Origin of the sequence: Oryzobacter terrae (assembly GCF_042756445.1) — a bacterium.
GTDB lineage: Bacteria > Actinomycetota > Actinomycetes > Actinomycetales > Dermatophilaceae > Oryzobacter > Oryzobacter terrae.
In genome coordinates, this window is record NZ_CP170578.1 from 1,265,920 (window position 1) to 1,284,596 (window position 18,677).

General features: G+C 74.0%; 16 protein-coding genes. 5 read left to right on the forward strand and 11 right to left on the reverse strand.

Annotated features, from left to right (window positions below; genetic code table 11):
- Window positions 1-2: 2 nt before the first annotated feature.
- From guaA to ACFWN3_RS05875, 3 genes are all read right to left on the reverse strand, one after another.
- Window positions 3-1,655 (reverse strand): glutamine-hydrolyzing GMP synthase, encoded by a 1,653-nt coding sequence (gene guaA, locus ACFWN3_RS05865; RefSeq protein WP_377644335.1) that lies wholly within the window; start codon window positions 1,653-1,655, stop codon window positions 3-5.
- Window positions 1,656-1,665: 10 nt separating this feature from the next.
- Window positions 1,666-1,956: a DUF3817 domain-containing protein gene (locus ACFWN3_RS05870; RefSeq protein ID WP_377645535.1), complete on the reverse strand. Its 291-nt coding sequence runs from the start codon at window positions 1,954-1,956 to the stop codon at window positions 1,666-1,668.
- A 106-nt stretch (window positions 1,957-2,062) separates the two neighbouring features.
- A complete protein-coding gene (locus tag ACFWN3_RS05875) occupies window positions 2,063-2,875 on the reverse strand; it encodes an SURF1 family protein (protein WP_377644337.1) in 813 nt (270 codons plus the stop codon).
- A 40-nt stretch (window positions 2,876-2,915) separates the two neighbouring features.
- On the opposite strand from ACFWN3_RS05875, the gene ACFWN3_RS05880 reads away from it, so the two are divergent.
- The 3 genes from ACFWN3_RS05880 (at window position 2,916) to ACFWN3_RS05890 (ending at window position 6,997) form a co-directional block, all read left to right on the forward strand.
- Window positions 2,916-3,389, forward strand: a complete 474-nt coding sequence (locus ACFWN3_RS05880) for an MOSC domain-containing protein (protein ID WP_377644339.1) — start codon at window positions 2,916-2,918, stop codon at window positions 3,387-3,389.
- A 96-nt stretch (window positions 3,390-3,485) separates the two neighbouring features.
- A complete protein-coding gene (locus ACFWN3_RS05885) occupies window positions 3,486-5,222 on the forward strand; it encodes an ABC transporter ATP-binding protein (RefSeq protein ID WP_377644340.1) in 1,737 nt (578 codons plus the stop codon).
- On the forward strand, window positions 5,222-6,997 hold the full coding sequence (locus ACFWN3_RS05890; RefSeq protein ID WP_377644342.1) for an ABC transporter ATP-binding protein: 1,776 nt from the start codon (window positions 5,222-5,224) through the stop codon (window positions 6,995-6,997). Before ACFWN3_RS05885 ends, ACFWN3_RS05890 begins: the two co-directional genes overlap by 1 nt.
- A gap of 6 nt (window positions 6,998-7,003) precedes the next feature.
- Here the strand turns inward: ACFWN3_RS05890 and ACFWN3_RS05895 are convergent, their stop codons facing one another.
- The 7 genes from ACFWN3_RS05895 to ACFWN3_RS05925 form a co-directional block, all read right to left on the reverse strand.
- Window positions 7,004-7,738, reverse strand: a complete 735-nt coding sequence (locus ACFWN3_RS05895; protein ID WP_377644344.1) for a DedA family protein — start codon at window positions 7,736-7,738, stop codon at window positions 7,004-7,006.
- Between the two features lie 140 nt (window positions 7,739-7,878).
- Window positions 7,879-8,190, reverse strand: coding sequence for a DUF1905 domain-containing protein (locus tag ACFWN3_RS05900; RefSeq protein WP_377644345.1), 312 nt, complete (start codon window positions 8,188-8,190; stop codon window positions 7,879-7,881).
- The gene (locus ACFWN3_RS05905) at window positions 8,187-9,887 is read right to left on the reverse strand and encodes a GMC oxidoreductase (RefSeq protein WP_377645537.1); all 1,701 of its coding nucleotides are present in this window, start codon (window positions 9,885-9,887) and stop codon (window positions 8,187-8,189) included. Before ACFWN3_RS05905 ends, ACFWN3_RS05900 begins: the two co-directional genes overlap by 4 nt.
- A gap of 53 nt (window positions 9,888-9,940) precedes the next feature.
- Window positions 9,941-11,530, reverse strand: a complete 1,590-nt coding sequence (locus ACFWN3_RS05910; protein ID WP_377644347.1) for a succinic semialdehyde dehydrogenase — start codon at window positions 11,528-11,530, stop codon at window positions 9,941-9,943.
- Between the two features lie 94 nt (window positions 11,531-11,624).
- Entirely contained in the window at window positions 11,625-12,242 is a 618-nt protein-coding gene (locus ACFWN3_RS05915) for a DUF305 domain-containing protein (RefSeq protein ID WP_377644349.1), read from the reverse strand.
- A gap of 55 nt (window positions 12,243-12,297) precedes the next feature.
- The gene (locus ACFWN3_RS05920; RefSeq protein WP_377644350.1) at window positions 12,298-12,744 is read right to left on the reverse strand and encodes a hypothetical protein; all 447 of its coding nucleotides are present in this window, start codon (window positions 12,742-12,744) and stop codon (window positions 12,298-12,300) included.
- A 43-nt stretch (window positions 12,745-12,787) separates the two neighbouring features.
- On the reverse strand, window positions 12,788-13,909 hold the full coding sequence (locus ACFWN3_RS05925; RefSeq protein ID WP_377644352.1) for a GuaB3 family IMP dehydrogenase-related protein: 1,122 nt from the start codon (window positions 13,907-13,909) through the stop codon (window positions 12,788-12,790).
- Between the two features lie 237 nt (window positions 13,910-14,146).
- Here ACFWN3_RS05925 and ACFWN3_RS05930 point away from each other — a divergent pair, with 237 nt between their 5' ends.
- Window positions 14,147-15,772 carry a DHA2 family efflux MFS transporter permease subunit gene (locus ACFWN3_RS05930; RefSeq protein ID WP_377644354.1) on the forward strand — a complete coding sequence of 542 codons (1,626 nt, stop codon included), beginning with the start codon at window positions 14,147-14,149 and terminating at the stop codon, window positions 15,770-15,772.
- A gap of 66 nt (window positions 15,773-15,838) precedes the next feature.
- The gene (locus tag ACFWN3_RS05935; RefSeq protein WP_377644355.1) at window positions 15,839-16,876 is read left to right on the forward strand and encodes a P1 family peptidase; all 1,038 of its coding nucleotides are present in this window, start codon (window positions 15,839-15,841) and stop codon (window positions 16,874-16,876) included.
- 20 nt (window positions 16,877-16,896) lie between these two features.
- On the opposite strand, the gene guaB is transcribed toward ACFWN3_RS05935, so the two are convergent.
- Window positions 16,897-18,522 (reverse strand): IMP dehydrogenase, encoded by a 1,626-nt coding sequence (gene guaB / locus ACFWN3_RS05940; protein WP_377644357.1) that lies wholly within the window; start codon window positions 18,520-18,522, stop codon window positions 16,897-16,899.
- Window positions 18,523-18,677 lie beyond the last annotated feature (155 nt).

Genomic DNA, 18,677 nt, shown 5'->3' on the forward strand with positions numbered 1-18,677 from the left:
CGTCACTCCCACTCGATGGTGCCCGGCGGCTTGCTCGTGACGTCGAGGACGACCCGGTTGACCTCGCGCACCTCGTTGGTGATGCGCGTCGAGATCTTCGCGAGCACGTCGTAGGGGACGCGGGTCCAGTCGGCGGTCATGGCGTCCTCCGACGACACCGGCCGCAGGACGACGGGGTGCCCGTAGGTGCGGCCGTCGCCCTGGACGCCGACCGAGCGCACACCCGCGAGGAGGACGACCGGGCACTGCCAGATGTCGCGGTCGAGCCCGGCGGAGGTCAGCTCCTCGCGGGCGATCTGGTCGGCGGCCCGCAGGACGTCGAGGTTCTCGGCCGTGACCTCTCCGACGATCCGGATGCCCAGGCCCGGGCCCGGGAACGGCTGGCGCCAGACGATCCCCTCGGGGACGCCGAGCTCGAGGCCGACCTGGCGCACCTCGTCCTTGAAGAGCAGCCGCAGCGGCTCGACGAGCTTGAACTGGAGGTCGTCGGGCAGCCCGCCGACGTTGTGGTGCGACTTGATGTTCGCGGTGCCGCTGCCACCGCCGGACTCGACGACGTCGGGGTAGAGCGTGCCCTGGACGAGGAACTCGACCGGGTGGTCCTCGGCGCCCGCGTGCGAGCCGACGACGTCGCGGGCGGCCTGCTCGAAGACGCGGATGAACTCGCGACCGATGATCTTGCGCTTCTCCTCGGGGTCGGTGACCCCGGCGAGCGCGGAGAGGAAGCGGTCCTTGGCGTCCACGACGACGAGGTCGACCCCGGTCGCCGCGACGAAGTCCTTCTCGACCTGCTCGGCCTCGCCCGAGCGCAGCAGCCCGTGGTCGACGAACACGCAGGTCAGCTGGTCGCCGACGGCCTTCTGGACGAGCGCCGCCGCCACCGAGGAGTCGACGCCGCCGGACAGCCCGCAGATGACGCGGGCCTCGCCGATCTGGGCGCGCACCGAGGTGACGAGGTCCTCGACGACGTTGGCCGCGGTCCACTCCCCCGACAGCCCCGCGCCGCGGAGGAGGAAGTTCTCGAGGACCTGCTGGCCGAAGGTCGAGTGCAGCACCTCGGGGTGCCACTGGACGCCGTAGAGGTGGCGCTCGTCGTCCTCGAAGCCGGCGACCGGTGCGCCGGAGGTCGTGGCGGTGACCCGCATGCCGGCCGGCGCCTCCGACACCGAGTCGCCGTGGCTCATCCACACCGACTGCTCGTCGGGCTGGCCGTTGAACAGGGTCGAGGTCGTGTCGGAGATCCGCGCGGGGGTGGCGCCGAACTCGGACAGGCCGGTCTTCTCCACCGTGCCGCCGAGCGCCCGGGCCATCGCCTGGAAGCCGTAGCACATGCCGAAGACGGGGACGCCGGCCCGCAGCAGCGCGGGGTCGAGGGAGGGGGCGCCCTCCTCGTAGACCGACGACGGACCGCCCGACAGGATGATGGCGGCCGGCTCCTTGGCGAGCATCTCGGCCACGGGCATCGAGTGGGGGACGACCTCGCTGAAGCAGCTGGCCTCGCGGACACGCCGCGCGATGAGCTGCGCGTACTGGGCGCCGAAGTCGACGACGAGGACGGGGCGGTCGGCGAGGTGGACCGGCCCGCCGCCCTCGACGACGACGTGGTCGGGGTCGTCGTGGTGGGGTGCGGTGGGCTGGAGGGGGGCGTCGCTCACGAGGCCAAGGCTACTGTCGCGCGGCAGCGAGCCCGGCCTCGACCTCGCCCGCCACGCGGCGCTCGACCCAGAACGAGAGGAACGGCACGCAGCCGGCCAGCATGACGAGGACCATCCTCGTCAGCGACCAGCCCACCTTGAACCCGAGCAGCGCCGTGGCGACGAGGTAGACCATGTAGACGAAGCCGTGCGGCTGCGGCCACCAGTGGAGGGGGTTGTCGGTCCCCTTGAGGTCGAAGCCGTAGGACAGGACCATCTCGACGACGAGGACGAGGAGCCCGATCCCGACGACGAAGGCCATGACCTTGAAGAAGGTCAGCCGGGTCCGGGTGCCGTCGACGTCGTCGATGCGCAGGGCCGTGGGCGCCGCGGCGGAGGGCGCGGTGGCGGGGGTCTCGGTGCTGGGGTCAGGCGTCGTCACGCGGACCATTGTCCCCCGCGCGCACCGGGGTGGCCGCGTCGGCCCCGGAGGGCGGGGTGCCGGCTGCCCCCGTTCGGGCACGGTCGGCAGGGGCCTCCCGGCGGGACTCGTCGCGGACCATCCGCCACCACAGCCAGAGGGCGAACCCGGCGAAGATCCACCACTGCACCGCGTACGCCGCGTTGCGCCAACGGATCCCGGTGTCCCCCACCGGGGTCGGCACCTTCGTCAGCTGCGTGCCGGCCGCAGGGTCCTCGGCCTCGAGGAAGACGAAGCCGTTGTAGAGGTCACCGGGCCAGGTGTTGACGAGGATCGACAGGTCGACCGAGCCGATCTCCCCCGGCCCCACCGGGGTCCGGGTCGGTGACTCCCCCGGCGCCAGGCCGCCGCGCAGGGTGAGCCGGCCCGGGGGCGGCGCACCGGCGGCTACGGCGTCCTCGACGAACCCGCGCAGCACCGCGATGGTGCCGCCCGACCCGTCGACGACGAAGGGGGTGACGACCCACGAGCCGGGGCGGCCCGCGAGCCTCCGGTCCGGGACGAGGACCTGGCCGTCGGTGTAGCTCCCCGTGGCCGTGACCGGGCGGGAGGACAGCTCTCCGGGGAAGCGCTCGTGCGGTCGCAGCACGCTCGTGAGCGCGACCGGGGTGCGCGACCGGGCCTCCTCGACGGCCTCGCGGTGCGCCGTCGACTCGGCCACCCCGAGCTGCCAGCGGCCGAGGAGGACGAACGCGACCGCGACGACGAGGACGACCCCGAGCAGCCCGAGGAACCTCGGTGTCAGGGCGGTCCGCAGCACCCTCCGAGGCTACGTGACGGCCCTCGGCGAGGATGGAGGGGTGAGCGAGCCGAGCGAGGAGCAGCCCGTCGTCGTGGCGATCCACCTGGCGAAGGGGCGCCGGCTGCCGATGCGTCCCACCGACCGGGTCCACGCGGAGGAGGGTGCCGGCCTCGTCGGCGACCGCTACCACGGGACCCGGCACCGCCACGTCAGCGTGCAGTCGGCCTCCGAGCTCGCGGAGGCGACCGAGCGCCTCGGCGCGCCGGTCCCGTTCGGGGGGACGCGGCGCAACGTCACGCTGAGCCACGGCGGGGTCCCGACCCGGCCGGGGACCCGGGTCACGGTGGGCGGGGCCGTCCTCGAGGTCGTCCGCAAGGCCGCCCCGTGCCGCATCCTCGACGACGAGATCGCGCCCGGGGCGGCGCGGGCGCTGCACGACCGCGCCGGGACGATCCTGCGGGTGCTCGTCTCCGGTGACATCGCCGTCGGGGACCCGTGGGTCGTCGAACCCCGAGGCGACGACGAGGCCTGACGAACGAGGATGCGGCACAGGCGGATCGAGCCCGACCGCCCACCACGCCCGAAAGTCGGTGGCTGATGCCGACGCACCCCCGTAGCGTTGCTCATCGTGCCCACCCGACCGCCCTGGCGTTACGGCGTCGAGCCGCACGAGGACGCCCCGGCCGACGCCGACCGCCTCCTCGTCTGGCTCGCCCGCCGGCAGTGGCGCACGCTCCTGGCCGGAGCCGCCTGCGGCATCCCGTGGATGCTCGCCACGGCGCTGATCCCCGCCGCGATCGGCCGTGCCGTCGACTCGGGCATCGTCGCGCGCGACACCTCCTCCCTCGTCACGTGGAGCCTCGCGGTGGTCGGGCTCGGTCTCGTCTCCGCGGCCACGGGGAACGGGCGCCACTGGTTCGCGGTCCAGAACTGGCTCGTCGCGGCCTTCCGCTCGGGCGTCGTCGTCGACCGCGCCGTCCGCCGGGCCGGTCCCGCGCTGACCCGCGCGATGCCCGCCGGCGAGGTCCTCGCGAGCTTCACGAGCGACTTCGGCCGGATGGGCCACACCTTCGACGTGTTCGCCCGCTTCATGGGTGCGATCGTCTCGTTCGTCGTCGTCGCGGTCGTCCTGCTCAACGGGTCGGTCCTGCTCGGCCTCATCATGCTCGTCGGCGGGCCGCTGCTCGTCGCGTCGCTCGCCTTCGTCATGAAGCCCCTGCAGCGCCGACAGAGCGCCCAGCGCGAGCAGGCCGGCAAGCTCACGGCCCTCGGGGCCGACACCGTCGCCGGGCTGCGCGTCCTACGCGGCATCGGCGGTGAGGACGCCTTCCTCGCCCGCTACCGCGACCAGTCGGAGGCCGTCCGCCTCGCCGGCGTGCGCGTCGCCGGGACCCAGGCGACGCTCGACGCCGCCCAGGTGCTCCTGCCGGGGATCTTCGTCCTCGTCGTCACCGCCGTCGGGGCCCGCCTCGCGGTGACGGGCGAGATCACCCCAGGGCAGCTCGTCGCCTTCTACGGCTACACAGCCTTCCTCACGATGCCGCTGCAGACCGCGGTCGAGTTCGCCGACAAGTTCATCTCCACCCGGGTCGCCGCGCGGCGCATCGCGAGGATCCTCGCCGTCGAGCCCGACCACGCCGTCGACACCGCCGCCACCGACCCCGTGCTGCGACGCGAGGTCGAGCAGCTCGTCGAGGGGGCGACCCTCGTCGACCCCGTGTCGGGGGTCGAGGTCCTCCCCGGCCGGATGACGGCCGTCGTCAGCGCCCGCCCCGAGGAGACCGCGGCCGTCGCGGCCAGAGTCGGCCGCACCACCCCCGGCGAGCACGGGGTCCGCTGGGGCGCCGTCGCCCTCGACGACCTGCCCGTGCGCGTCGTGCGCGAGCACGTGCTCGTCTCCCAGCCCGACCCCCGCCTGTTCAGCGGGGCGGTGCGCACCGAGCTCGGCGGGGCCGACGACGACGCCCGCACGGCCGCACTGCTCGTCGCCGACGCCGAGGACGTCCTCGTCGCCATCGACGGCGGCCTCGACGGCGAGGTCGAGGAGCGCGGCCGCTCGCTCTCGGGCGGCCAGCGCCAGCGGCTGGCCCTGGCCCGCTCGCTGCTGCGCGACGTCGACGTCCTCGTCCTCGTCGAGCCGACGAGCGCCGTCGACGCCCACACCGAGGCCCGCATCGCCGAGCGCCTCGCCCAGCACCGCAAGGGCCGCACGACGCTCGTCGTCACGGCCAGCCCGCTGATGCTCGACCGGGCGGACGACGTCGTCCTCCTCGAGGACGGCCGCGCGACCGAGCGCGGCAGCCACCGCGAGCTGATGCGCCGCTCGGCCGCCTACCGCCACGTCGTGGTGCGGGGGGAGGACTGATGGCGCCGCTGCGCGAGAAGACCGACCACGCCCGGCGCACCCTGCCGATCGCGAGTGCCGCGGTGGTGCGCCGGCACGTCGGCGTCCTGCTCCGCGAGCACCGGGGCCCGCTGCTGTGGGTCCTGCTCTGGCACGCCGTGGCCGCGGTCGTCGGGCTCGCCGGTCCGTGGGTCATCGGGCAGGTCGTCGGGTCCCTGACGGACGGCACGGCGAGCCTCGAGCGGGTCAACCGGCTCGTCCTCCTCCTCGCCGGGGCCGTCGTCGTCGAGGCCGTCGTCACCTGGGTGGCCCGCCGCAGCTCGTTCGTGCTGTCCGAGCGGGTGTTCGCACGGCTGCGCGAGGACTTCGTCGGGTCCGCCGTCCGCCTGCCCCTGTCCACCGTCGAGCGGGCCGGGACCGGCGACCTCCTCGCCCGGACGACGAACGACGTCGACGCCATCAGCTACGTCATCCGCTTCGGTGTGCCGACGATCGTCGTGTCGTGCATGACCGCGGTCGTCATCGCCGGGGCGACGATCCTCACCTCGCCCCTGGCGGCCCTGCCGCTGCTCCTCACCCCGCTCGTGTGGTGGTTCCCCACCCGCCGCTACCTCAAGGTCGCCGGTCCGGGGTACCTGTGGGAGCACGCGACGTACGCGCGGCTCAACGGCGTCGCGGCCGAGACCGTCGAGGGGGCGGCCACCGTCGACGCGCTCGGTCTCCAGGACGTGCGCGGGGAGCGGTTCGCCGAGGCCGTCCGCGAGAGCCACGACGCCGAGCGCTACACCACGGGCATGCGGCTGCGCTGGTTCCCCTGGCTCGAGGTCGGGTTCTTCGTCCCCATCGCGGGCACGCTCATGTGGGGAGGGTTCCTCGTCTGGCAGGACACGATCTCGGTGGCCGCCGCGACCGCGGTCGTCCTCTACGTCCAGCGCCTCCTCGACCCCCTCGGCGAGCTCGTCGGGATGCTCGACGAGATCCAGTTCGCCGCGACCTCGCTCTCGCGGATCCTCGGCGTCGCCGAGGTCCCCGCCGACCGGGTCGCCACCGGGGCGGTCCCCGACGGCGAGCAGGTCGAGGTCGAGGACGTCCGGTACGCCTACCGCGAGGGCCGCGACGTCCTCCACGGAGTCTCGCTCGACCTCGTCCCGGGCGAGCGCCTCGCCATCGTCGGGCCCTCCGGCGCCGGCAAGTCGACGCTCGGGCGCCTCATGGCCGGGATCGACGGGCCGCGGTCCGGCCGGGTCGCTGCCGGCGGGGTCCCGCTCGTCGACCTCGAGCTGACGACCCTGCGCGGCGAGGTCGCCCTCGTCACCCAGGAGCACCACGTCTTCGTCGGCACCCTCGCCGAGAACCTCCGCCTCCCCCGGCCCACCGCCACCGACGCCGAGCTCGAGGACGCCCTCACCGCGGTCGACGCGCTCGAGTGGGCGCGGGCGCTGCCGGCCGGCCTGGCCACGGTCGTCGGCTCCGGGGGGCACGAGCTCTCGGAGGCGCAGGCGCAGCAGGTCGCCCTGGCGCGCCTCGTCCTCGCCGACCCGCACACCCTCGTCCTCGACGAGGCGACCTCGCTGCTCGACCCGCGGGCGGCCCGGCACCTCGAGCGCTCCCTCGCCGCGGTCGTCGAGGGACGCACCGTCGTCGCCATCGCGCACCGGCTGCACACCGCGCACGACGCCGACCGGGTCGCGGTCGTCGAGGACGGCCTCGTCAGCGAGCTCGGGTCGCACGACGAGCTCATCGAGCGCGACGGGTCCTACGCCGCCCTGTGGCGCTCCTGGCGCGACGAGGGCTGAGGCGCCCTAGGCGTCCCGCGCGGCCGGGGCCCGCTCGTCCAGGTCGCCCTGCCCGTCGTGCTCGTCCTGCTCGTCCTGCTCGTCCTGCTCGTCCTGCTCGTCCTGCTCGTCATGCTCGCTGCCGTCCTCGGCGGCCCGGCTCTCGCGCAGCCGGCGCACGACGAGCCAGACGAGCACGAGGGCCAGCACCGCCACGACGCCCTTGCCGACCGGACCCACGTACCGCTCGACGACCTCGTACTCGGCGCCGAGCCGGAAGCCGACGGCGATGAAGACCGCGTTCCAGATCCCGCTGCCCAGCGCCGTGAGGGCGAGGAAGCGGGGCAGCGGCATCGCGTCGAGCCCCGCGGGCACCGAGACGACCGAGCGGATGAAGGGGATGAACCGCCCGACGAGGACGACCGCGCTGCCGTGGTCGTCGAAGAACCGCATCCCGCGCTCGAGGTCGCGGACCCCGAAGAGGAAGAACCACTTCCGCTCGGCGAGGTGGTGCAGCCGCTCGTAGCTGAACCGCACACCGAGGAGGTAGAGGACCATGGCCCCCGCGAGGGAGCCGACGGTCGCGCAGGCCCAGGCGAGGTAGGCGTTGAGCGTGCCGTCCTGGGCGGCGAACCCGGCGAACGGGAGGATGACCTCGGACGGGATCGGCGGCAGGATCGTCTCGAGGGCGATGAGCAGCCCCACACCGACCTCACCGATCGACTCGATGATGCCGATGACCGTGTCGGTCAGGTTCGTCAAGAGCGGGTCCCGTGGTCGAGGAATGGCGATGCCGCCGGCGGCGCAGGGGTGCCACCGGCGGCATCTGCGACGACTGTATCCCGGAGGGGGCGCCGGGCCCGGTCAGGGGTGCAGGGTGATCGCGATCGGCGCGTCGGCACTCAGCGCTCGACGAGCCGGATCGTCACCTCGGCGACGGCGTCGTCGTCGAGGCCCTCGCGGGTGCGCACCGCCTTCTTGACCGGCAGCACGAAGGCGCCGGCCTCGGCGGACGGGAAGAGGGACGTGCGCCAGACCGACCCGCCGACGGTGACCTCGACGCGGACCGAGCCGAACCCTCCCGTCGCGTCACCGACCACCTCGTCGACCTCGTCGCTGACGTCCTCGGGCACCGTGACGAAGCGCCAGGCGCCCTCGCGCCAGCGCCACAGGGGCGCACGGAAGGACCACGACCGCTCCTCCGCCCTGCTCACCCCGCCATCGTCGCCGCCGCCACCGACACGCGGTCAGTGCCGGGTGCGAGCAGCTCGGCCTGTGAGGGCCGCCGGTCGGGCTCGCCGGCCCGCGGCCACAGCGACATCGCGCGCTCGGCCTGCGCGGTGATCGTCAGCGACGGGTTGACCCCGAGGTTGGCCGACACGGCGGCGCCGTCGACGACGTGGAGGCCGGGGTACCCCCACACCCGGTGGAACGGGTCGATGACCCCGCGCTCGGGCGTCGAGCCGATGGGTGCCCCGCCGAGGAAGTGGGCCGTCATCGGCACGTCGAGGACGTCGAACCAGGACCCTCCGGTCGTGGCGTAGCGGCCGGTGGCCTCCGACAGCTGCTCGGCGAGCACCTCCATCGAGCGAGCGCCCGCGGGGATGTGGGTGGGGTTGGGCTCGCTGTGCCCCTGGGTCGAGGTGAGCGTGCGGCCGAACAGGCCGCGGCGGCCGGAGACCCGCAGGCTGTTGTCGTGGCTCTGCATGACGAGCCCGATGACCATCCGCTCGCTGAACCGCCGCACGATCGGCGAGACGCGCAGGAGCGGGCGGGGGTCGCGGACCACGGCGCGCAGCGCCTCGACCCACCGCGGGCGACCGGTCCCCCCGGGCACCGCGACCGTCGCGAGAAGGCCCATGGCGTTCGACCCCTTGCCGTACCGGACGTTCTCGACGTGGGTGTGCTCGTCGGGGTGGAACGACGTCGTGATGGCGAGCCCGCGTGAGAGGTCGACCCCCTCGGGGACGCGGTCGACCATGGCCCCGAGCAGCGCCTCGGAGTTGGTCCGCGTCAGGTGTCCCAGCCGGTCGGACAGCCGTGGGAGCTCGCCCTCGTCGCGCATCGCGTGGAGCAGCGCCTGGGTGCCCCAGGTGCCGGCCGCGAGGACGACGTGCCGGGCCGTGACGACCTGCCGGTCACGCCCGGGCACCGGGCCGGTGCGCTCGTGGAGGACGCGGTGGACCGGCGCGCCCCCCTCCTCCGACCCGGGGACGACCCCCACCCGGGTCACCGTGCGCATCGGCCGGATCTCGACGCCGAGGCCCTCGGCGAGCGCGAGGTAGTTCTTCACGAGGGTGTTCTTGGCCCCCACGCGGCAGCCGACCATGCAGTTGCCGCACTGGGTGCAGCCGGTCCGGCGGGGTCCGGCGCCACCGAAGTAGGGGTCGTCGACGGTCTCCCCCGGCCGCCCGAAGTACACGGCCACCGGCGTCCTGCGGAAGGTGTCCCCGACCCCCATCGCCTCGGCGGTGCGCCTCATCGCGTCCTCCACCGGTCCGTCACAGGGGTGCTCGGACTCGCCGAGCATCCGCCGCGCCGTGGCGTAGTGCGGCGCGAGCTCGGCCTCCCAGTCGGTGACGTCGGCCCACTGCGGGTCCTCGAAGAACGCCCGGGGCGGCGTGTAGAGGGTGTTCGCGTAGTTGAGCGACCCACCCCCCACCCCGGCCCCCGCGAGGACGACGACGTCCGGCAGGCGGTGGATGCGCTGCACCCCGTAGCACCCGAGCCGCGGGGCCCAGAGGTAGCGCGGGACGTCCCACGAGGTGCGGGCGAAGTCCTCGTCCTCGAACCGCCGCCCGGCCTCGAGCACGAGGACGCGAAGACCCTTCTCCGCCAGCCGTAGTGCGGTGACCGAACCGCCGAACCCGGAGCCCACGACGACGACGTCGACATCGACGCCGGTGTCCACGCCGGTGTCGCCGCCGGTGTCGACGTCGACGCCTGCGTCCGGTGCGGGGGCGCTCACGTCAGGCCCACGGCCTTCATCGCCCGCAGCGCGAGCGTCAGGGTGCGGGCGAACGCCTCGTCGGACTGCCGGGGCAGCGGCGCGATGCCGATGACGTGCTGCGAGGAGACCGTCTGGCTCTCGGTGTACTTGAGGATGCCCTCGCGGCCGTGCCGTCGCCCGACCCCGGAGGCCTTCATCCCGCCCATCGGCGAGCCGATGCTGCCCCACGTGGCCGCGTAGCCCTCGTTGACGTTGACCGTTCCCGCCTCGATCCGGGCGGCGAGCTCGCGGCCGCGGCGCACGTCGCGGGTCCACACCGAGGCGTTGAGCCCGTACTCGGTGTCGTTGGCCAGGCGGACGGCGTCGTCGTCGGAGGCCACGGTGTGGATCGCCACGAGGGGCCCGAAGGTCTCCTCGTCGCGGCAGGCCATCGCCGCGGTGACGCCCTCGAGGACGGTCGGCTCGACGACGAACGGGCCGAGGTCGGCGCGGGCGCGGCCCCCGGTGAGGACCCGGGCGCCCTTGGCGACGGCGTCGTCGACGTGGTCGAGGAACCGCTCGAGCTGCGACTCGTTGACGAGGCTGCCCATGTCGGGGCCCCAGTGCAGCCCGGTCGAGATCGTCATCGCCTCGACCGCCGCGACGAACCGCGGGACGAACTCGGCCGCGACGTCGCGGTGGACCGCGAGCCGCTCGACGCTGATGCACAGCTGCCCCGCCGAGGCGAAGCACGCGCGCACGGCGCCCGGGACCGCGCGGTCGAGGTCGGCGTCGGCGGCGACGTACATCGTGTTCTTGCCGCCGAGCTCGAGGCTCGCGCCGACGAGGCGGCGCCCGGCCACCTGGGCCACCTTGCGCCCCGTCGCCGTCGAGCCGGTGAAGCACACGTAGTCGACCTGGTCGACGACCGCCTGTCCGGTGGGCTCGCCCGGGCCGAGGACGACCTGGAGGAGGTCGGCCGGCAGCCCGGCCTCGACGAGGAGGGCGACACCGGCGAGGGCGGTGAGGGAGCCCTGCGGGTCGGGCCGCAGCACGACGGCGTTGCCCGCGACGAGGGCGGGCAGGGCGTCGGTGAGGGCCAGGCTCAGGGGGTAGTTCCACGGCGAGACCACGCCGACGACACCGCGCGGCCGGTGGTGCTCCACGGTGCGGGTCAGCAGCGGGAGGGCCCCGAGGTGGCGCTGCGGCCGGAGGTAGCCCGCCGCCGTCCGCCCGTAGTGCCGGGCGGCGACGGCGCAGTCGGCCACCTCCTCGAAGGCGTGCCCGCGGGCCTTGCCCGCCTCGAGCTGGACGAGGTCGAGGAGGTCGGACTGCCGGTCGAGGACCAGGTCGTGGAAGCGCAGGAGGACGGCGGCCCGCTCGGCGACCGGCACCCGGGCCCACGCGCGCTGGGCCCGCCGGGCGACCTGCACCGCGGTGGCGACGTCGCCCGCGTCCGCGACGGGGAGCACCGCCAGCGGCGCGCCCGTCATCGGGGTCACCGTGCGCAGCTCACCGCCGCTCCCGGAGGCCACCGCCCTCGCCGTGAGGTCGCGGACCCGGGACGGGTCCACCGCCCAGGTCGCGCGGGGATCGGTCTCCGGGTCAGCGATGACGTCGGCCATTACCGCAGGGTAACCACCGCTGGGCGGGTCCGACACGTGAAGCCACGAACCGGTCGCCGAACGGCCGTCGGCCGGTCGTCGGCCGGTCGTCCGGTCACCCGGCGAGCATGGCCCTCATCTCGGCGATCTCCGCCTGCTGCGCGACGATGATCTGCTCAGCGAGCTCCCTCGTGCCGGCGTGCCGCCCCTGCCGCAGGACGTCGCGCGCCATGACGACGGCGCCCTCGTGGTGCTCGACCATCATCTCGAGCCAGGTCAGGTCGAACGCGGCACCGCGCAGGGCCGCGAGGTCGCGCAGGTCCTCGGCGCTCATCATCCCGCCCATCCCGCCCATCGCGTGGCCGTCCATCGACCCGGTCATCGGCGCCGTGCCCCACTCCTCGAGCCAGCCGGTCATCCGGTCGACCTCCGGCTGCTGCGCGCCCCTGATCCGCTCGGCGAGGTCGCGCAGCCCCGCGCTGCCGGTGCGGTCGGGGACGAGGTCGGACATCTCGATGGCCTGGAGGTGGTGCGGCACCATCATCATGCTGAACATGAGGTCGGCCTGGTTGTGGTCGGCCGCGGTGGACGACGACGGGGTCGCGGCGCCCATCATCGAGCCGTGGCCCCCTCGATGGCCGTCGTCGGTGCTGCAGGCCGACGTCGCGAGGGCGAGGGTCGAGGCGGCGGCGGCCGCAACGATCCGGGTGGTGGTTCTCCTGGTGGTGGTCATGGTGGATCAGCCTCTCTGGCAGTGGTTCTCGGACGGGTCGGGGGGACGAGCCCGCCTACGTCCGGGACACACAGAGGAGGAGTCCGCCCACCGGGCGCGGCGGTGGGTGCGTCATGGCGAGGAGCGGTGCGCTCTGCCTCCGGGAGCCGGGACCCCGGCCGCGGGACCGCCACGGCGACCCGGTGGCCCGGAGCAGCGCCGCCGCGACGAGCACGGCGAGACACGCGGCCAGGGCTCCCGCCGGCGCCTCGGGTGAGATGCCGAGCCGGTCCTCGACGTCCGGCACGGACGGCAGCGACGGCACGTGGTGGCCGGGTGAACCCATCGACGACGACGCGTGCGTGGACCCGTGCCGGGCGTGCGACGCCGTCTCGCCGGGGCCGGAGCCGCCCTCCGCGCACAGGAACAGGACGTGCATCGCGAGGACGCCGGCCACGAGCGGCAGCAGGAGGACCGCACGGCGCAGGGCCGCGGAGGCTCCGGCGGCGGGCGTGGTCCTCATACCTCCCAAGGGTATGCGACGCCGGCGGGGTGCGACCCCCCGGTCAGCTGCGCTGGTAGGGCGCGACGACGACCTCGACCCGCTGGAACTCCTTGAGGTCGAGGTAGCCCGACGTCGCCATCGCGCGGCGCAGCGCACCGACGAGGTTCGTCGTGCCGTCGGCGAACCGGCTGGGGCCGAAGAGGATCTCCTCGAGCGGGGCGACCGCCCCGACCTCGACCCGCTCGCCGCGCGGCAGCTCGGGGTGGTGGGCCTCGGGACCCCAGTGGTACCCGCGGCCGGGGGCGTCGGTGGCCCGCGCGAGGGCCGCCCCGAGCATCACGGCGTCGGCGCCGCACGCGACGGCCTTGACGATGTCGCCGCTCGTCCCGACCCCGCCGTCGGCGATGACGTGGACGTAGCGGCCGCCGGACTCGTCGAGGTAGTCGCGACGGGCCGCGGCGACGTCGGCGATGGCGCTCGCCATCGGGGCGTGGATGCCCAGGGTGCGCCGGGTCGTGTGGGCCGCGCCGCCGCCGAAGCCGACGAGGACGCCGGCCGCGCCGGTGCGCATGAGGTGGAGGGCGGCCGAGTAGGAGGCCGCGCCACCGACGATGACGGGGACGTCGAGCTCGTAGATGAAGCGCTTGAGGTTGAGCGGCTCGGCGCGGCCGGAGACGTGCTCGGCCGAGACGGTGGTGCCGCGGATGACGAAGAGGTCGACGCCGGCGTCGACGACGGTCTTCCACAGCTGCTGGGTGCGCTGCGGGGTGAGCGCACCCGCGACCGTGACGCCCGACGCGCGGATCTCGCGCAGCCGCTCGGTGACGAGGTCGGGGTCGATCTCGGTGCGGTAGATCTCCTGCATCCGGGTGGTCGCGAGCGCCGGGTCGAGGGTGGCGATCTCGGCGAGCAGCGGGGCGGGGTCCTCGTAGCGGGTCCACAGCCCCTCGAGGTCGAGGACGGGCAGCCCGCCGAGCTTGCCGAGGGCGATCGCGCTCTGCGGCGAGATCACCGAGTCCATCGGCGCGGCGATGACCGGGATGTCGAAGTGGTACGCGTCGATCTGCCAGCCGACCGAGACCTCCTCGGGGTCGCGCGTGCGCCGCGAGGGCACGATGGCGATGTCGTCGAAGGAGTAGGCGCGGCGGCCGCGCTTTCCACGGCCGATCTCGATCTCGGTCACCGGGGCAGCCTACCGATGCCGCGAGGCGCCCTCGTGCGCACCCGCCTCCGGCTCCCGCGGGCCACGAACCTGTGAATCCGGCGTCCGTGGGCGTGGGCGACCCGAAAAGTGGTGGGGCCTGTCGGCGGCAGGGTGCAGACTTCTCCATGGCGATGACGCCACCCACCTGCGAGGGGTGGCGGCCGTCTCCGGACGACGCGCCCGTTCGCCGTCCCGTCCACTCGACATGGAGCCAACGTGTCAGCTCAGTCCGCGCCCGTGGCGCCCCCGCAGTACCCCGAGAAGATCGACGCGGCCGTCCTCAAGGTCGCCGGTGTCGTCGTCCTCGGCGCCATCATGTCGATCCTCGACATCACCGTCGTCAACGTCGCGCTGCCGACCTTCCAGAACGTCTTCGCCGAGGGTGGCGAGCCCCTGGCCTACTCCGCCGTCGCGTGGACGGTCACGGGCTACACGCTGGCCCTGGCCACGGTCATCCCGCTCACCGGCTGGGCCGCCGACCGGTTCGGCACCAAGCGCCTCTACATGACGGCGCTCCTGCTCTTCACGGCCGGCTCCGCCCTGTGCGCGAGCGCGAGCTCCATCGAGCTCCTCGTCGCCTTCCGCGTCCTCCAGGGCCTCGGCGGCGGCATGCTCATGCCGCTCGGCATGACGATCATGACCCGCGCCGCGGGCCCGGCCCGGATGGGCCGCCTCATGGCGATCCTCGGCGTCCCCATGCTCCTCGGCCCGATCTTCGGCCCGATCCTCGGCGGCTGGCTCATCGAGAACTACTCGTGGCACTGGATCTTCCTCATCAACCTGCCGATCGGCGCGCTCGCCCTCGGCTACGCCTTCCTCGTGCTCCCGGGTGACCGCCCCGAGCCGTCGGAGTCCTTCGACTGGGTCGGCATGGCCCTGATGTCGCCCGGGCTCGCGCTCTTCCTCTACGGCGTCTCGTCGATCCCCGGAGAGGGCACCTTCTTCGCCACGAAGGTCCTCGTCCCGGGCGTCATCGGGCTGCTCATGGTCGCCGGCTTCGTCGTCTGGAGCTTCCGTCCCGCGCACCCGCTGCTCGACCTGCGGCTGTTCCGCAACCGCAACCTCACGGTCTCGATCATCACGATGTTCCTCTTCGCCGCGGCCTTCTTCGGCGGGCTGCTCCTCGTCCCCACCTACTTCCAGCAGGTGCGTGGCGAGTCGCCGGTCGACGCCGGGTGGCTCATGGCCGTGCAGGGTCTCGGCGCGATGGTGACGATGCCGATCGCCGGTGCGCTCACCGACAAGCTGCCCGTCGGCCGCATCGTCCCCTTCGGCCTGCTGGGCATCACCGGCGGCATGTTCGCGCTGACCCAGCTCGACGGCTCGACGAGCTACGCCTACATCCTCACGGTGCTCTTCATCATGGGCCTGGGCATGGGCGCGACGATGATGCCGCTGATGACGTCGGCGCTCAAGACGCTCACCTCGCACGAGGTGGCCCGCGGCTCGACGCTGCTCAACATCAGCCAGCAGATCGCCTCGTCGATCGGCGTGGCGATCATGTCGGTCGTCCTCACCAACGGCCTCGCCAACGACTCGCTCCTCAAGGCCGCGACCGGCTTCCGCGAGGCCTCGGCCGGGGTCACCGACCCCGCGCAGCTCGGCGGCATCGCCGCCCGCTTCCCCGAGGTCGCCGCCCTCCTCGCCCGTGGCCAGGAGGCGTTCCAGGCAGCCGTCGCCGACGCGATGGCCGGGGCGTTCAGCACGACGTTCTGGGTCGCCGCGATCCTGCTCAGCCTCACCCTCGTGCCGGCGTACCTCCTCCCGCGCAGGCGCGAGGTGTCGCACCTGCTCGACGACGACGAGGCCGCCGACGTGGCCCCGCCCGTCATCCTGCACTGACGCCGCCGTACCACCACCGGATGCCGGTCCCGCCAGCGCGGGGCCGGCATCCGTCATGCTGGGGCCGTGCGCAGCGGACCCCACCAGGCCATCACCGACGTCCAGGGCATCCGGGTCGGGCACGCCACCCGTGACGAGCCGGGGTGGCTCACCGGGGTGACCGTGGTCGTGGCGCCGCCGGGCACCGTCGGGGGCGTCGACGTCCGGGGTGGCGGCCCCGGCTCCCGGGAGACCGACCTGCTCGACCCGCGCCGCTCCGTCGACCGGGTCGACGCGGTCGTCCTGTCGGGAGGAAGCGCCTTCGGCCTCTCGAGCGCCGACGGCGTCATGGCCGGCCTCTGGGAGGACGGCCGCGGCTGGCCGGTGGGCCCTGAGCCCGGGCAGGTCGTCCCGATCGTGCCCGCGGCCATCCTCTTCGACCTCGGCCGCGGCGGGCACTGGCGCCGCCACCCGGGACCGGACGACGGCCTCGCGGCCTACCGTGCCGCGTCCGACGGCCCGGTCACCGCGGGATCGGTCGGCGCCGGGACCGGGGCGATGACCGGCGGACTGCGGGGCGGGGTGGGGTCGGCCTCGGCCGTCCTGCCCACGGGCGGCACCGTCGGGGCGGTCGTCGTCGTCAACGCCGTCGGGTCGGCCTGGGACGGGGCCGGTCGGCTGCACGCCGCCGCCCTGCTCGGTCCCGACGAGGCCGCCCTGCTGCCCGTGCCCGACCAGGACGCCGTCGACGGGCACCTCCGCGCGCAGGAGGAGGCCGTGGCGGCCCTGCGGGCGGGGACGGCGACGACGCTCGCCGTCGTCGCGACCGACGTGCCGCTGTCCAAGGCCGGCTGCCAGTCGCTCGCCGGAGTCGCGCACGACGGCTTCGCCCGGGCACTCTCCCCCGTGCACACGTCCTTCGACGGCGACGCCGTCTTCGCCCTCTCGACGGGGACCGCGGCCGAGCCGAGCCGGATCGACCTCGTCGACCTCCAGACCGCCGCTGCCGACGTCGTGGCGCAGGCCATCGCCCGGGCGGTGCTCGCGGCGACCTCGGTCGACCGCTCCGCCGACGGCGGGGCCGTGCTGCGCTCCTACCGCGACGCCCTCACCCGCCGGGGCTGAATGCCCGGCGCGGCCGCGGCTCAGCCCTTGCCGGAGTAGTTCGGCGCCTCGACGATGCCGGTGATGTCGTGCGGGTGCGACTCGCGCAGGCCCGCGGTCGTGATCCGGATGAAGCGGCCCTTGGCCTTGAGGTCGGGGATGGTCCGCGCGCCGACGTAGAACATCGACTGGTGGAGGCCGCCGATCAGCTGGTGGGCCACGGCACCCACCGGTCCGCGGTAGGCCACCTGGCCCTCGATCCCCTCGGGGACGATCTTGTCGTCGCTCGCGACGTCGGCCTGGAAGTACCGGTCCTTGCTGTACGACTTCTTGCCACGCGAGGACATCGCCCCGAGCGAGCCCATGCCGCGGTAGGCCTTGTACTGCTTGCCGTTGATGAAGACGAGGTCGCCCGGCGACTCCTCGCAGCCCGCGAGCAGCGAGCCCACCATGACGGTGTCGGCGCCGGCCACGAGGGCCTTGGCGATGTCGCCGGAGTACTGGAGGCCGCCGTCGCCGATGAGCGGGACTCCGGCGGGGCGGCACGCGAGCGAGGCCTCGTAGATCGCCGTCACCTGCGGGACGCCGACACCGGCGACGACCCGGGTGGTGCAGATCGAGCCCGGGCCCACCCCGACCTTGACGGCGTCGACCCCGGCGTCGACGAGCGCCTGGGCACCCGCGCGGGTGGCGACGTTGCCGCCGATGACCTGGACGTGGCGGGTGGCCGGGTCCTTCTTGACCCGCTCGATCATCTCGAGGAGCAGGCGGGCGTGGCCGTGGGCCGTGTCGACGACGAGGACGTCGACCCCGGCGTCGACGAGGGTCGTCGCGCGCTCCCACGCCTCGCCGAAGTAGCCCACGGCGGCACCGACGAGCAGCCGGCCGTCGGCGTCCTTGCTGGCGTGGGGGAACTGCTCGGACTTCACGAAGTCCTTGACGGTGATGAGCCCGCGCAGGCGACCCTCGGCGTCGATGATCGGGAGCCGCTCGCGCTTGTGCTGGCGCAGCAGGAGGGTGGCCTCGTCGTTGCTGATGCCGACCTGCCCGGTGATGAGCGGCATCGGCGTCATGACGTCGCGCACGAGGGTGTGGCCCCACTCGGCCACCGGGGTGAAGCGCAGGTCGCGGTTGGTGACGATGCCGAGGAGGTGCTCGCCGGGGTCGACGACGGGCAGCCCGGAGACGCGGTAGCGGCCGCAGATCTCGTCGAGCTCCTCGAGCGTCGCGTCGGGGCCGATGGTGACGGGGTTGGAGATCATCCCGGTCTGGGTCCGCTTGACGAGGTCGACCTGGTAGGCCTGGTCCTCGATCGACAGGTTGCGGTGGAGGATGCCGATGCCGCCGTTGCGGGCCATCGCGATCGCCATCCGCGCCTCGGTGACGGTGTCCATCGCCGCCGAGATGAGCGGGACGCGGATCGAGATCTCGCGGGTGAGGCGGGCGGTCGTGTCGACCTCGCTCGGGATGACGTCGGTCTCGCCCGGCTGGAGCAGGACGTCGTCGTACGTGAGGCCGAGGGCGGCGAAGGGCGAGGGCGGCGCAGGTTCGTACGTGCCGGCATCGACGGTGGGGCTCGCGGGGGCCGGGGTGGGCGGCTGGGGCGCGGAGCCCGCGTGGTCGGCGTGGTCTGCGGAGGTGCTGGTCTCGTCCAGTCCGAGGCTCATCGCCTGATTCTACGGGCTCCTCCTGTGTCCCCCGGACACCCCCGCCGCGGCCCGCGGGTGAGGTTGACCAAAGCCTTACCCACGGCTTGCCCTCCCCCTACCAATGCGCTCCTACCGTGATGCAGAGCCGCTCGGGGAGTGGCACCACACCGCAG

Excerpts from the sequence above, each read along its gene's own strand:
- ACFWN3_RS05890 (WP_377644342.1), top strand. The coding sequence starts at position 5,222 with ATGGCGCCGCTGCGCGAGAAGACCGACCACGCCCGGCGCACCCTGCCG.
- guaB (WP_377644357.1), bottom strand. The coding sequence starts at position 18,522 with ATGAGCCTCGGACTGGACGAGACCAGCACCTCCGCAGACCACGCCGAC.
- ACFWN3_RS05870 (WP_377645535.1), bottom strand. The coding sequence starts at position 1,956 with ATGGCCTTCGTCGTCGGGATCGGGCTCCTCGTCCTCGTCGTCGAGATG.
- ACFWN3_RS05920 (WP_377644350.1), bottom strand. The coding sequence starts at position 12,744 with ATGAGGACCACGCCCGCCGCCGGAGCCTCCGCGGCCCTGCGCCGTGCG.
- ACFWN3_RS05915 (WP_377644349.1), bottom strand. The coding sequence starts at position 12,242 with ATGACCACCACCAGGAGAACCACCACCCGGATCGTTGCGGCCGCCGCC.
- ACFWN3_RS05910 (WP_377644347.1), bottom strand. The coding sequence starts at position 11,530 with ATGGCCGACGTCATCGCTGACCCGGAGACCGATCCCCGCGCGACCTGG.